Here is a 14,151-nt window from a genome sequence, read left to right on the forward strand (position 1 = left end):
CGCCTACCCCAGACTCAGCGGCGTTGAGCGCTGGCGCACGCCGGTCAGCGCAAACAAGGCGTTGGCAATCGCGGGTGCCACCGACGGACTGCCCAACTCGCCTACGCCACCGGGCTTGCCCGGCGCGCCATCCAGCACCACGATGTCGGTGGCCGGCATGTCCGACATCCGGGTCACGCGATAATCGTGGAAATTGCTCTGCACCACCCTGCCCCGTTGAATGTCGAGCCGATCAAACAACGCGTGACCAAGACCCCACATCAAGCCGCCGTAGATCTGCTCCTCGACCCCGCCGGGCGAAACCGCCAGACCGCAATCGACCACGCAGGTCAGCTTCTCCACTTTCGGCTTGCCATCGACCATCGCGACCCGCGCCACCACCGCAATAAAACTGCTGTAACCCTGATGGGTCGCAATCCCCAACGCAGTGCCGGGCGGTAACGGCTGGCCCCATCCGGCGCGTTCGGCAGCCTGTTTGAGCACCGCCACATGCCGTGGCCGCTCCTGCATGTTGGCCAGACGGAACACCAGCGGATCCGCGCCTGCCGCATAGGCCAGTTCGTCCATGAAGCTCTCGACGGCAAACACGTTGGGAATGAAGCTCACCGAGCGATACCAGCCGCTAGGCACCTGGCTTTCGTGCTTGACCCAGTTCAACTGCAGATGCGGCGGACGGTAGGCGAAGTCCCATGCGGTGATCGCCTCGGTGGTGCTGTAATCCATGTGATCCGGGCGCTCGAAATAGCCCGGCTCCCACTGCTCCGGCGAGGCCGGTGACACCGCGTGCAGTTGCAGTGCGTTGAGTTTGCCTTGGGCATCCAGCGCGCCTCTGACCCGGTGCAGCGTCGCCGGGTGATTGAACAGTGCCTGCATCTCGTCTTCGCGGCTGTTGAGCAACTTCACCGGCACGCCGGTCTGTTGCGCCAGATACGCCACCTCGAACAACCAGTATTTGGCCTCTCGCGCACCGAAGCTGCCGCCAGACACCAGCTCATTGATGGTGACCTTCTCCTTGGCGATGCCGCACACGGTTTGCGCCGCTTCCAGCGCCGAGGACGGCACCTGCACGCCGCCCCAATAAGTGATCGCCTTGTCCTGCACGTGCGCGGTGATGCAGATTGGCTCGAGCGGGTTCTGCACCTTGTACGGCATGCGGTAATCGGCTTCGATCAGTTGCGCCGCGTGCGGCCATTGCGCGCCGACATCGCCATGCGTCATGGCTTTGATGGTTTGGCTGTTCGGGTCGGAAATAGCGGCCGCTTGCGCCATGCCCAGTTCCGCGCTGTCGAACCCGGCCAGCGGCGAATCGCTCCATTTGATCTCCAGTACTTTGCGCCCCTGCTGCGCCGCCCAGAACGTGTCGGCCAGCACCGCGACGCCTTCCAGATTGCCGCCGAGCACGTCCGGGCGCCCGGGGACTGCAAGCACCTGGCGCACGCCCGGCACCTGCAATGCCGCCGCCGAATTCACGCTGACGACTTTCGCCCCGACCACCGGCGCGCGCTGAATCACTGCCACCAGCATCCCCGGCAACTGCACGTCGATGCTGTACTTGAAGCGTCCGCAGACCTTGGCCGCGGCATCGCGCTTGTGCCGCAGTTTGCCGATGTATTTGAACTGCGTCGGATCCTTCAGCGTGACACTGGCCGGCGCCGGCAAATGCGCCGCCACGCCGACCAGTTCGCCGTAGCCGAGGCTGCGTTTGCTGGGCAGATGAACCACCCGACCTTCTTCGGTGCTGCAGCTGTCGGGGCTGACTTTCCATTGCTGCGCTGCCGCCGTGATCAACAGCGACCGCGCCGTGGCCCCGGCCATGCGCAAGCGCTCGTATTCCAGCGACACACTGGTGCTGCCGCCGGTGGAGAAGACTTTCCAGACCGGATGAATGTAGGTGTCGAAGAACGGATCTTCCGGGGTGATGACCTGCACGGTCATCGGGTTCACATCCAGCTCTTCGGCCACACACGCGGCCAACGCCGTTTGCGTGCCGGTGCCGGAATCGTGTTTGTGCACCACCAGTTTCACTGTGCCGTCGGGGAAGATCCGCACCCAGGCGTTGGGCTCGAATTCGGTGGCCGGCGCCGGAGCTTTCGGGTCGCTGGCGGCGCTGCCGGAGGGCAGATACAAGGCAATCGCCAGGCCCGAAGCCACCGTCGCCGCTTGCTTGAGAAACACCCGGCGTGACGGTTCGAGCAAGGTGTCGTCGCGCAGGCTCATCACGCCTCCTTCGGCGCGTTCGCCGCGCGTTTGATCGCTTTGTTGATCCGCGCGTAAGTGCCGCAACGGCAGATATTGCCGGTCATCGCATTGCGGATCGAATCGTCGGTTACCGCCGCGCCGGTGTTGAGCAGCGCGGCGGCGGACATGATCTGCCCGGATTGACAGTAGCCGCATTGCGGCACATCTTCGGCGACCCAGGCCAGTTGCAGCGGATGGCTTTCGTTCGGCGACAGACCTTCGATGGTGGTGATGCTGTGGCCCGCGACGGCGGCCAGCGGCAACTGGCAGGAACGCACCGCGACACCGTCCAGATGCACGGTGCAGGCACCGCACAGGCCCATGCCGCAGCCGAATTTGGTGCCGGTGAGTTTCAGTTGATCACGCAGTACCCATAACAAGGGCATGGAGGGGGACGCCTCATCCAGCTCGCGTCGTTCGCCGTTAACCGTGAATGCGATCATTGTCAGGCTCCAAAAGAGCGGCCCGTCTTTGTGCGGGCCTGGTGACCGATTATTGGAAGCCCACGCAACACGCGGCCAGCGACGATTTCTGCCAACCGGTGTAAGCAGGACTAACAACATGTACAAGCGATACCCGTCGGTGCAGTCCATGAGCGCGTTCATCCAAGCGGCGCGCAGCGGCAGTTTTTCCAGTGCCGCGCGCAAGCTCGACCTGACGCACAGTGCGATCAGCCAGCAGATTCGCGCACTGGAAGATTTCATCGGTCAGCCGTTGTTCGTACGTGAGGGCGGCGGCAGCAACCTCACCGATGCCGGGCAGTTGTTTGCCAGCGTGCTGGCGGACGGGCTTGCGCAGATCGACCGGGCCCTGTCCTCGGTGAAAAACCGCAGCGTGGCGCAGCGCCTGACCCTGGACGTCGACAGTGAACTGGCGCAGAGCTGGCTCAATCCGCGCCTGCCGGAGTTGCTCGACGGACTGCCGGATTACGAGGTGACGCTGCTGTCGATGCCGCGCAGTGATCGCAGCAGCTTCGAGCGGGTCGATCTGGCGTTGCGTTACGGCTATGGCGATTGGGATGACTGCGAGATGGCGCAGATCTGCGGCGACCGGGTGCTGGCGGTGGCTTCACCGGCGCTGCTTGAGCGCTATGGTTTGCAGTTGCCGCTGAGCCCGGCGCAGATTCTTGAATTGCCGCTGTTGGGCTATACGCGGCGCTCGTGGATACCGTGGCTGGATGCGGCCGGAATGCCCCCGGTAGAGCCAGCGGCGCGGGTGATTTTCGATAATGCAGCGAACCTGATTGCGGCGGCTGAAGCCGGGGTTGGTGCCGGGCTGGTACGCGGCTTACTCGCCGCCGATGCGTTGCGCAATGGGCGGCTGGTGGCGTTGAACGAGGCGCAGATTGCTGCGCATTACAACCTGTATGCGGTTTGGCCGCATGGGCAGGCCGAGCGGGTGGCGCCGGTGGTTGAGGTGATCCGGCAGTTGGCTTTGCGTACGCAACACTGACGCCTTCGCGAGCAGGCTCGCTCCTACAATTGGAATGCGTTCCCTGTAGGAGTGAGCCTGCTCGCGATAGCGCCGGCACAGTCTCCACAAATGTAAAACCAAAACCATATCGCCCAAGTATCACCACCGCGCCCAATTAATATTGTACGAACCCCTCCCCCCTTTCCAATACTCGCCCTCAGCAACCACCCACCCGGGCCGGATGCGAACAGGCGAGGGAATGCGCGAGTGCTGCGCATAGAAATGGCCGATAGCCCGGGGCGTGGATGCCGAGAGCCGCAAGGCTCCCTTCCCCGCTATCAGGAGATCGACTTCAATGATCATCGATATCAGCTGCTATCCCACGGATCTCGTGGACCTCGCCTGGAGGCATGACGGTGACCCGTTCACCGGCGAGCGTTTGCTGGAGATGATGGATGGCCCGTACATGGTCAACGGCAAACCTCGCCGGATCGACAAAGCCTTCATCCAGCCGCCGCAGGGCAACACCATTTACACCTGGACCGACGGCGAACTCTCGGGCCGTGAATCCATCGACGCCTACATGGCCTACACCCTGAAAATGGTGCAGACCTACCCGGATCGTTTCATCGGCTGCTTCGTCTACAACCCGCGCTGCGGTGTGGAAAACGGCGTCGAGGCGATCGAGCGCTACGTCAAGGAGCACGGTTTCAAGATGGTGCAGATGCAGGCCAATATGCACGCCTACCGGCCTGATCGTGCACTGGACTGGGTGCGCCCTTGCTTCGAGAAATGCGCCGAACTGGGCATCCCGGTCAAGCTGCACACTGGCGACGGGCCGTACAGCATCCCCTCGGAATGGGTGCCGATGATCAAGGAATTCCCCAACGTGAATTTCATCATGGCCCACTTCGGCGTGCAGACCGGCGGTGTCTACGTATTCGAACCGATGCAATGGGCGATGGAACTGCCCAACGTCTATTGCGAATCCGGCTGGTGCCTGCAATCGCGGATCGTCGAGTTCGCCAAGGTCTTACCGACGCACAAGATCCTGTTCGGCACCGACACCCCGCCGAACGAACCGGGCATGTGGCTGCGCCTGCTCGAAGTGCTGTGCCACGAGCCGCCTCAGGGCCTGAACCTCGACGAGGACACCCTCGAAGAATATCTGGGCAACAATACCGCGCGGATGATCGGCCTCGAACCGACACCGCCGCCGCGTTCCGTTTCCGAAGCAGAGGCGCAACTCAAGCGCCCCGTCACCACGCAACTGGCCAGGAGCTGAACCGATGATCATCGACACCCATCTGCACCCCACCAATCTGGTCGACGAAGCCTGGCGCCACACCGGCGAACCGTTCACCGGCGAGCGCATGCTCAAACTGATGGACGGCCCGTACATGATCAACGGCAAACCGCGCCGCATCGACATGGGTTTCATCCAGCCGCCACCGGGCAACACCGGTTATCGCGACGGTAACCGCCGTGGCCGCGAGGGCGTGCGTGACTACATGTCGTACGTCGCCGAACTCTGTGTGAAGTACCCGGATCGCTTCATCGGCAACTTTAACTTCAACCCGCGCTGGGGACCGGAAAACGGTGCGGCGGAGCTGGAATTCCACATCAAGGAATACGGCTTCAAGATGCTCAAGCTGCACGCCAACATGCACGGCTATCGCCCGGATCGGGCACTGGACTGGCTGCGTCCGGCGATGAAAGTCTGCGCCAAGTACAACATCGTCGTGCTGATCCATACCGGCGACGGCCCGTACACCATTCCGACGATGTTCTACCCGATCATCCGCGAATTCCCGATGGTCAATTTCATCATCGGCCACTTCGGCATCCAGACCGGCGGCAACTACTCGTTCGAGGCGTTCTGGATGGCGATGGACACGCCGAACGTGTACTGCGAATCGGGTTGGTGCTTCCAGTCGCGGATCGTCGAATTCGCCAAGGAACTGCCGCGCAACAAGATCGTGTTCGGCACCGACTCGCCGCCGAACGAACCGGGCATGTGGCTGCGCGAACTGGAGGTGTTGTGCTCACCGGCACCGCAAGGTCTGGGCATCGATGAGGATCATCTGGAGGACTACCTGGGCAACAACATCGCCCGTTTGTGCGGGATCGAGCCGACGCCACCGCCGAAGGATCTGGTTGAGGCGGATATACGCCTGACGACCACGTACCTCTGACCTGAAGAAATGGCGCACTTTGTGGTGAGGGGATTCATCCCCGATGGGTGACGAAGTCGCCCTCTCTTGATGCTGAGAGTCCAGGCCTGCTGCGCAGTCCATCGGGGATAAATCCCCTCACCACAGTTAATCCCATTCCACAGGGGTTTCTCAGTGTTTCATGTGGGCAACACAGCGACTTTACAGGCACGAAGATGACCCGGCGTTCCCTCGACCGGCAGGCCAACGGCTGCTTGATCGAACGCCCTCTCACCCCTGCGTGCCTGCTTTTTACGAGGTGAAACCATGACCCGTTCGACGCTCGGCGATTCTCAGGATTTTCACGTGTTCATCGACGCCTATCGCCGTGAGTACCCGGACGATGTGCTGACCATCACCCAAACGCTTTCTGCCGATCAGGACATCACCGCCCTGGTCGATGCCCTCGCCGCACAGGGTCGCGATCCGTTGCTGATCTGCGAGAACGTCTGCGGCCTCAAGGTGCCGGTGGCGACCAATCTGTTCGCCTCCCGCACCCGCATTGCCCGATTGTTCGGTGTCACCCCGGCGCAATTGCACGAAACCTTTCAGCGCCGCGCCAACCAGCCCATCGCCCCGCGCTACGTGGAAAGCGGCCCGGTGCTTGATGAAGTGTTCGAAGGCGAAGCCGTGGATCTGGCGCTGCTGCCGATGCTCAAGCACTTCGACAGCGATCGCGGGCCGTACATCACCAACGCGATCATCATCGCCGAGGACCCGCTGACCGGCATCGCCAACATGAGCTACCACCGCTCGATGCGCCACGCTCGCCAGTCCCTGGCGACCAGCCTGCACTCGCGCGGACACCTGTGGCGGATGCTGCAGACCGCCCGTGAGCGCGGCGAAGAATTGCGCGTGGCAATGGTGGTCGGCGCGCATCCGTTGTTCATGCTCGCGGCGGCAGCGCGTTTACCCTACGGCAGCGATGAACGTGCCGTCGCCGGTGGCCTGTTCGGCGCGCCGCTGGAGCTGGTGAAAACCCCGCGCTATGGCATCGGCGTCCCGGCATACGCCGAGTTCGTCCTCGAAGGCGCCATCGACCCGACGGCCTACGCCGAGGAAGGCCCGTTCGGCGAGTTCAGCGGTTACTCCTCGGATCGCTCGACCAACAACGTGCTGCGCGTCGACACCCTGCTGCGGCGCAAGGACGCCTGGCTGGTGGACGTGATGGGCGGCCGCTACGCCGAGCACCTGACCCTCGCCCGGCTGCCCCGCGAAGCGGAAATGAGCGAGAAGCTCAAGGCGCGTTTCCCCGCCGTCACCGCCGTGCATTATCCGAACTCCGGCACGCATTTTCATTGCTACGTGGCGCTGGATCAAAGCCGCGACGGCGAGGCGCGGCAAATCATGCTGGCCCTGCTCGGCTGGGACCCGTACCTGAAAAACGTGATCGCGGTGGACAGCGATATCGACATCACTGACGACAGCCAGGTGTTGTGGGCGCTGGCCACGCACTTCCAGCCGCATCTGGATATTTTCGTGATCGATGGCTTGCCCGGCAGCCCGCTGGATCCGTCGTCCTCGGTCAACGGCACCACTTCGCGCATGGGCCTGGACGCCACCCGTGGCTCGGGCTTCGACGGGATCAAGGCGCAGCTCGATCAGGACGTGCTCGAACGTGCCCGGCAACTGCTCAAAGGGCTGGCATCGTGAACCGCCAGCGGCTGGTGGTCGGCATCAGCGGCGCGTCCGGCTTCATCTACGGCGTGCGCCTGCTGCAATTGCTCGCCGAGCTGAACATCGAAAGCCACCTGATCATCAGCCGCGCGGCACTGCTGACCATGGCCCACGAGACCGATTACAAACTGGCCGATGTCACTGCGCTTGCCAGCCACTACCACCGCGCCGATGACGTCGCGGCCGGGATCGCCAGCGGTTCGTTTCGCTGCCTGGGCATGGTGGTCGCGCCGTGTTCGATGCGCACCCTGGCGGAGATCGCCACCGGCACGTCTTCCGGGCTGATCGGTCGCGCCGCCGACGTCACCCTCAAGGAACGCCGCACCCTGGTGCTGATGGCCCGCGAAACGCCGCTGACCCTCGCCCACCTGCGCAACATGACCGCCGTCACCGAGATGGGCGGAATCATCGCCCCGCCGGTGCCGGCGTTCTACGCCCGGCCCGAAAGCCTGGCGCAGATGGTCGATCACAGCCTCGGCCGGGCGCTCGACCTGTTCGGCCTCGATGCCGGCGTTGCCACCCGCTGGAGAGAACAGAAATCCCCCTGTAGGAGTGAGCCTGCTCGCGATGGAGGAATGTCTGTGAAGTAATTCTCAGCTGACATACCGCCATCGCGAGCAGGCTCACTCCTACAAAAAAGCAACACAACCCGAATTCAATGTGCACCGGTCAATCAGTACAAAGGAGCCTTCATATGAACACCCCCTTCAACGCCCCAACCCCCAACACCAAAATCCCCGTGACCATCCTCACCGGCTTCCTCGGTGCCGGCAAAACCACCCTGCTCAACTACATCCTCAAGGAAAACCACGGGCGCAAGATCGCCGTGATCGAAAACGAGTTCGGCGAGGTCGGTATCGACGGCGATCTGGTGCTCAGCTCCGAAACCGAAGAAATCTACGAAATGGTCAACGGCTGCGTGTGCTGCACCGCCGAGGTTCGTGAGGATCTGGTGCGCATCGTCCGCGAACTGGTGGCGCGCCCGGTGCGCCTCGATCACATCCTGATCGAGACCAGCGGCCTCGCCGATCCGTACCCGGTGGCGCAGAGCTTTTTCATCAATGACCCGATTTCCGAGGAAGTCGAACTCGACGCGATCGTGACCATGGTCGACGCCAAGCACATCGCCCAGCACCTGGAGGATCTGCAACTGGATGGCGTCGACAATCAGGCGGTGGATCAGATCGTCTGCGCCGACCGCATCGTCATCAACAAGGTTGATCTGGTCAGCAGCGACGAGGTGGAAATCCTGCGCGGCAAGATCCGGGGTTTGAACGCCACCGCAGATCTGGTGACCTCCACCCATGCGCAGATCGACCTGACGAAAATTCTCGGCATCGGTGCGTTCGAGTGCACGCAGAAGCTTATGGAAATCGGCGCGGAATCTGAGCATCACGACCATGACCACCAGCATGAATCGGAAGATCACGAACACGATCCGAGCGTGTCATCGGTGGGCATCGCCGTCGACGGCGCGGTCAATCTGATGGCGTTCCACCGCTGGATCAGCGAACTGCGCTCGTCCCAGGCCGACAACCTCTATCGCATGAAAGGCGTGCTCGCCGTGGCCAACGAAGACCAGCGCTACGTGCTGCAAGGCGTGCACAGCCTGGTGGAGTTTCGCGCCTCGACCGCATGGGGCACGGAGCCCCGTTCGAGCAAGATCGTGTTCATCGGCCGCAACCTGGACCGCGCGGCGTTGAACCAGGGCTTTGCCGCCTGCCTGGCAGGCTGAACAAGGCATCGGAGCCGGTGGATGGCGGCTTCGCAGCACGAATGACTGATGCCAGATTTTTTGCACAACACAAAACCTGTGGGAGCTGGCTTGCCAGCGATAGCGGACTGTCGGTTGATAAAGATGGTGACTGCTAAATCGCCATCGCTGGCAAGCCAGCTCCCACAAGGTTGCACTGTGTTCCTGAGCTACGCGGCATCAGACGAATACCCCTCTCTACCGCATAAAAACAGCCAGAGGTGATTCCCCATGTCGTCAGCCACTCCTTCCTCCACCGTGCACCCCGTCGACCGCGTCCTGCCGGTGCGACAGATGCTCACCCTCGGCCTGCAACACATGGCCGTCTCGTACATCGGCGCCATCGCCGTGCCGTTGATCGTCGCCAGTGCCCTGAAGATGTCCCACGCCGACACCGTGGTACTGATCAGCACCACGCTGTTCTGCTCCGGCATCGCCACCCTTTTGCAAACCGTCGGTTTCTGGAAATTCGGCGTACGCCTGCCGATCCTGCAAGGCGTGGCGTTCAGCAGCGTCGGTCCAGTGATTGCCATCGGCAGCAACCCCGAAGTGGGCTTCGCCGGTGTCTGCGGCGCGGTGATCGGCGCCGGAATTTTCACCCTGCTGATGGCGCCGTTCGTGGGCCGATTACGGCGGTTTTTCCCGCCGGTGGTCACCGGTTGCATCGTCACAGTGATCGGTTTGCAGCTGTTCCCGATCGCCTATGAATGGGTCGGTGGTGGGCGCAACGCGAGCAACTTCGGCGCCCCGGCATTTCTCGCGGTGGCGGTGGTGGTGCTGCTGACCATTCTGCTGGTCAATCGCTATGGCAGTCCGCTGCTGCGCAACATGGCGGTGCTGGTGGGGATGCTGATCGGCGCCGGTCTGGCCTACGGTCTGGGCATGGGCAATTTCCACAGCGTCGAAGAGGCGCCGTGGCTGACCGTGCCCTACCCGTTCTACTTCGGTTTGCCGACTTTCAGCCTGATCCCCATCGCGACCATGGTGGTGGTGATGATCGTGCAGATGGTTGAGTCGATGGGGCTGTTCGTGGCCATCGGCGACATCGTCGACAAACCGGTGGAAGACCAGCAAGTGGTCAATGGCCTGCGCGCCAATGGCCTGGCCAGCACTATCGCCGGGATGTTCGCCGCGTTCCCGTTTATCGCCTTCATGGAAAACGTCGGTCTGGTGATCCTGACCGGCGTGCGCAGCCGCTGGGTGGTCGCCGTCAGTGGCCTGCTGATGTGCTCGATTGCGCTGGTGCCCAAGGCTGGGGCGATCATCGCGTCGATGCCGACCGCGGCGCTGGGCGGCGCCGGTATTGCGATGTTCGGCGTGGTCGCGGCGGCGGGGATCCAGACCCTGGCCAAGGTCGATTACGAGCGCAATCGCTACAACGTATTGATCGTCGGTTTCACCATCGCCGCCGCGCTGGTACCGGTGCTCGCGCCCACCCTGTTCAAACAAATGCCCGAGTGGTCACAGCCGTTCCTGCACAGCAGCGTGGTCATCGCCTGCCTGGTGTCGGTGCTGCTCAACGCGGCGCTCAACGGCGTCAGCGTGCCAGAAACCACACCCGGCAAATCCGCCTCGCACATTCTCTGACTGGAGCCTGCCCATGACTCGACTTCAAACCATCCTGATCAAAAACCCGCTGGCGGTGATGACCGGCCTGCGCGGCCCGCGTGCCCGGGCCGGTGCGGTGGACATTCGCGTGGTCAACGGCCGCATCGCCGAAATGGCCGCCGACCTTCAAGCGCAACCCGGCGAGCGCGTGATCGATGCACGCAACTGCGTGGTCTATCCGGGCTGGATCAACACCCACCATCACCTGTTCCAGAACCTGCTCAAAGCCGTGCCCGAAGGTTTGAATCAGGATCTGCAAGGCTGGCTGGCGAGCGTGCCCTACCCAAGGTTGAACCGCTTTACCCCGCAATTGGCAAGGATCGCCGCCCGTCTGGGCATGGTCGAGTTGCTGTTGTCCGGGGTGACGACCTGCGCCGATCACCACTATCTCTACCATGCCCACGGCACCACCGAGACCGGGGACCTGCTGTTCGATCTGGCGGACGAATTCGGCCTGCGCTTTGTGCTGTGTCGCGGTGGCGCGCTGGAATCCGCCAGCGCGCACCCGGGTTTCTCGAAAACCGCGCTGCAACCGGAAAGCCTCGAACAAATGGTCGGCGATATCGAGCGACTGAAATCGCTGTATCACCAGGACACCCCGGATGCCCTGCGCCGGGTGGTCGTCGCGCCAACCACACCGACCTTTTCGCTGCCGCCGACCCTGCTGCGCGAACTGGCGCACACCGCGCGCGGCCTCGGTTTGCGCCTGCACACGCACCTGTCGGAAACACAGAACTACGTGAATTTCTGCCGCGAGAAATACAACTGCCTGCCGGTGGAATTCGTCGCCGAACACGAATGGCTCGGCCCCGACGTGTGGTTCGCCCACGCCGTGCACCTGCAACCCGGAGAAATCCGCATGCTCGCCCAGACCGGCAGCGGCATCTCGCATTGCCCGGTGAGCAACGCGCGCCTGGGCAGCGGCGTCGCGGCGGTGCCGCAAATGTATGAGGCCGGCGTGCCGATCTCCCTCGGCGTCGACGGCGTCGCGTCCAACGAATCCGGAAGCATGGTCGGCGAAGCCAACACCGCATGGCTGATCCACCGCGCCGAACAAGGCGCCTCGGCGACCACTGCCGAAGACGTGATCCACTGGGGCACGGCGGGCGGCGCGCAGGTATTGGGACTGGGCGCGGTCGGTACGCTGGAGATCGGGCAAGCGGCGGATCTGGTGATCTACAGCCTTGATCATCCACGGTTCTTCGGTTTCCACGATTGCGCGGTTGCACCGGTGGTCGCGGGAGAACCGATCACGGTGAAGTACAGCCTGGTGGGCGGCCGGATCGTGGTCGATAACGGCGTGATTCCGGGGCTGGATATCGAACGGATGCGCGCCGAAGCATGGGAAGGTGTGCAGGCGATGATGAATATCGAGGATTGACCCGCAGGCGATGCAAAACCTGTAGGAGTGAGCCTGCTCGCGATAGCGATGTGTCAGCTGACATTTGCGCTACTGACGCACCGCTATCGCGAGCAGGCTCACTCCTACAGGGAACAACGGCGTATTCGCGGATTCGGGGTTTCTCGACTAATGTTACCCCCTCATCGGATTGAGCCCCTGCCAGCTTCACCGGGCTCTTGATCAAGGAGAGACTGATGACGTCGCGTCGCAACATCGAACAGACTTATCGCACCTGGTCCAGCCCGATTCTGCTGGAGCTGAAAAAGCGCGAACACCAAATGGCGCCGGTCGAGCGTCAGGCACTGGAGAATGTCCTGGTCGAACGACGGTTGCTGGATGTTGGCAACCCCAACGGCCCTGACCGACGCCAAGGGGGCGCGAACAAAAACGAGCGTCCCGGCTGATCACTTAAAAAAACCTGTGGGAACTGCTCGCACAGGTCATGCCGCGTTTTCAGGCCGCGCGCTGCCCTCCCGCCACCATCGCCGAAGCCGCCAGCATCGCCCGCAACAACACCGCGCACCCGGCCGCCAGATCATCCGGCGCGGCATTCTCGATTTCGTTGTGGCTGATCCCGCCTTCGCACGGTACGAAGATCATCCCCGCAGGACCGAGTTCGGCGAGGAAGATCGCGTCATGCCCGGCGCCGCTGACGATGTCCATGTGCGACAGGCCCAGACCTTTTGCCGCGCCGCGAACCGCCTCGACGCAGCCCTTTTCGAAGTACAGCGGCGGAAAATCTGCAGTCGGGGTCAGCTCATAGGTCAGGCCGTGTTCTTCGCAGGTCGCCTCAATGACTTGTTTCACCTCGCTGATCATCGAATCCAGCCGCTCCGGTTGCAGATGGCGGAAGTCAAGGGTCATGCGCACTTCGCCGGGAATGACGTTGCGCGAGCCGGGATAGGCTTGCAGGCAACCGACGGTGCCGCAGGCGTGGGGTTGATGACCGAGGGCCGCGCGGTTGACCGCACCGACGATTACCGAGGCGCCGACCAAGGCATCCTTGCGCAGGTGCATCGGCGTGGGCCCGGCGTGGGCTTCGACGCCGCGCAGTTTCAGGTCGAACCACTTCTGCCCGAGGGCGCCGAGTACCACGCCGATGGTTTTCTGTTCGTCTTCGAGGATCGGGCCTTGCTCGATATGTGCTTCGAAGTAGGCGCCGACTTGATGCCCGCTGACTTTGCGTGATCCGGCGTAACCAATGGCGTTGAGCGCTTCGCCAACGGTGACGCCTTCGGCATCGACTTTGGCCAGAGTTTCTTCAAGGGTGAATTTCTCGGCGAACACCCCGGAGCCCATCATGCACGGGGCGAAGCGCGAGCCTTCTTCGTTGGTCCAGACCACCACTTCCAGCGGCGCTTCGGTTTCTACGCCGAGGTCATTGAGGGTACGCAGCACTTCGACGCCGGCGAGCACGCCGAAGCAGCCGTCGAACTTGCCGCCGGTGGGCTGGGTGTCGATGTGGCTGCCGGTCATCACCGGCGGCAGGTTCGGATTGCGCCCGGGACGGCGGGCGAAGATGTTGCCGACTTCATCCACCGTGACGCTGCATCCGGCGTCCTTGCACCACTGCACGAACAGGTCACGGGCCTGACGGTCGAGGTCGGTCAGGGCCAGACGACAGACCCCGCCCTTGACCGTCGCGCCGAGCTTGGCCAGTTCCATGAGCGAGGCCCAGAGGCGGTCGCGGTTGATGTGCTGATGGGTGGATTGCAGAACGTCTACGGCTGCGTTCATGTTGATCTCCTCAGGCAGTTTTTTTATGAGTTTCTTCAGGCAGTTCTTGTGTGTATTTGAGGCCGTCTTCGCGAGCAAGCCCGCTCCCACATTTGGAATGCGTTCACCCT

Annotated in this window: 12 protein-coding genes; 9 read left to right on the forward strand and 3 right to left on the reverse strand. The window is 62.8% G+C overall.

Going from position 1 to position 14,151, the window contains the following annotated elements:
- Nucleotides 1-3: 3 nt before the first annotated feature.
- Together LVD08_RS15005 and LVD08_RS15010 are read right to left on the reverse strand one after the other, a co-directional pair.
- The gene (locus tag LVD08_RS15005) at nt 4-2,217 is read right to left on the reverse strand and encodes a xanthine dehydrogenase family protein molybdopterin-binding subunit (protein WP_247268531.1); all 2,214 of its coding nucleotides are present in this window, start codon (nt 2,215-2,217) and stop codon (nt 4-6) included.
- Nucleotides 2,217-2,681 carry a (2Fe-2S)-binding protein gene (locus LVD08_RS15010; protein WP_027613188.1) on the reverse strand — a complete coding sequence of 155 codons (465 nt, stop codon included), beginning with the start codon at nt 2,679-2,681 and terminating at the stop codon, nt 2,217-2,219. The genes LVD08_RS15005 and LVD08_RS15010 overlap by 1 nt, the downstream gene beginning before the upstream one ends.
- A 118-nt stretch (nt 2,682-2,799) precedes the next feature.
- Between LVD08_RS15010 and LVD08_RS15015 the strand changes: the two genes are divergently transcribed.
- From LVD08_RS15015 to LVD08_RS15055, 9 genes are all read left to right on the forward strand, one after another.
- The gene (locus LVD08_RS15015; protein WP_247268532.1) at nt 2,800-3,690 is read left to right on the forward strand and encodes a LysR substrate-binding domain-containing protein; all 891 of its coding nucleotides are present in this window, start codon (nt 2,800-2,802) and stop codon (nt 3,688-3,690) included.
- Between the two features lie 316 nt (nt 3,691-4,006).
- Nucleotides 4,007-4,936 carry an amidohydrolase family protein gene (locus LVD08_RS15020; protein WP_007965237.1) on the forward strand — a complete coding sequence of 310 codons (930 nt, stop codon included), beginning with the start codon at nt 4,007-4,009 and terminating at the stop codon, nt 4,934-4,936.
- A 4-nt stretch (nt 4,937-4,940) separates the two neighbouring features.
- Nucleotides 4,941-5,846 carry an amidohydrolase family protein gene (locus LVD08_RS15025; protein WP_003224037.1) on the forward strand — a complete coding sequence of 302 codons (906 nt, stop codon included), beginning with the start codon at nt 4,941-4,943 and terminating at the stop codon, nt 5,844-5,846.
- Between the two features lie 285 nt (nt 5,847-6,131).
- Nucleotides 6,132-7,517, forward strand: a complete 1,386-nt coding sequence (locus LVD08_RS15030) for a UbiD family decarboxylase (protein WP_247268533.1) — start codon at nt 6,132-6,134, stop codon at nt 7,515-7,517.
- Nucleotides 7,514-8,131 (forward strand): UbiX family flavin prenyltransferase, encoded by a 618-nt coding sequence (locus tag LVD08_RS15035; RefSeq protein ID WP_247268534.1) that lies wholly within the window; start codon nt 7,514-7,516, stop codon nt 8,129-8,131. The genes LVD08_RS15030 and LVD08_RS15035 overlap by 4 nt, the downstream gene beginning before the upstream one ends.
- A gap of 104 nt (nt 8,132-8,235) precedes the next feature.
- Nucleotides 8,236-9,276, forward strand: coding sequence for a CobW family GTP-binding protein (locus LVD08_RS15040; protein ID WP_247268535.1), 1,041 nt, complete (start codon nt 8,236-8,238; stop codon nt 9,274-9,276).
- 249 nt (nt 9,277-9,525) lie between these two features.
- Nucleotides 9,526-10,881, forward strand: coding sequence for a nucleobase:cation symporter-2 family protein (locus LVD08_RS15045; RefSeq protein ID WP_150369619.1), 1,356 nt, complete (start codon nt 9,526-9,528; stop codon nt 10,879-10,881).
- A 13-nt stretch (nt 10,882-10,894) separates the two neighbouring features.
- A complete protein-coding gene (locus LVD08_RS15050) occupies nt 10,895-12,283 on the forward strand; it encodes an amidohydrolase family protein (RefSeq protein WP_247268536.1) in 1,389 nt (462 codons plus the stop codon).
- Nucleotides 12,284-12,498: 215 nt separating this feature from the next.
- A complete protein-coding gene (locus LVD08_RS15055) occupies nt 12,499-12,708 on the forward strand; it encodes a hypothetical protein (RefSeq protein ID WP_247268537.1) in 210 nt (69 codons plus the stop codon).
- A gap of 49 nt (nt 12,709-12,757) precedes the next feature.
- On the opposite strand, the gene LVD08_RS15060 is transcribed toward LVD08_RS15055, so the two are convergent.
- Entirely contained in the window at nt 12,758-14,041 is a 1,284-nt protein-coding gene (locus LVD08_RS15060) for a Zn-dependent hydrolase (RefSeq protein ID WP_247268538.1), read from the reverse strand.
- Nucleotides 14,042-14,151: the final 110 nt, after the last annotated feature.

Source organism: Pseudomonas sp. YL2 (assembly GCF_023063025.1).
Classification (GTDB): domain Bacteria; phylum Pseudomonadota; class Gammaproteobacteria; order Pseudomonadales; family Pseudomonadaceae; genus Aquipseudomonas; species Aquipseudomonas putida_A.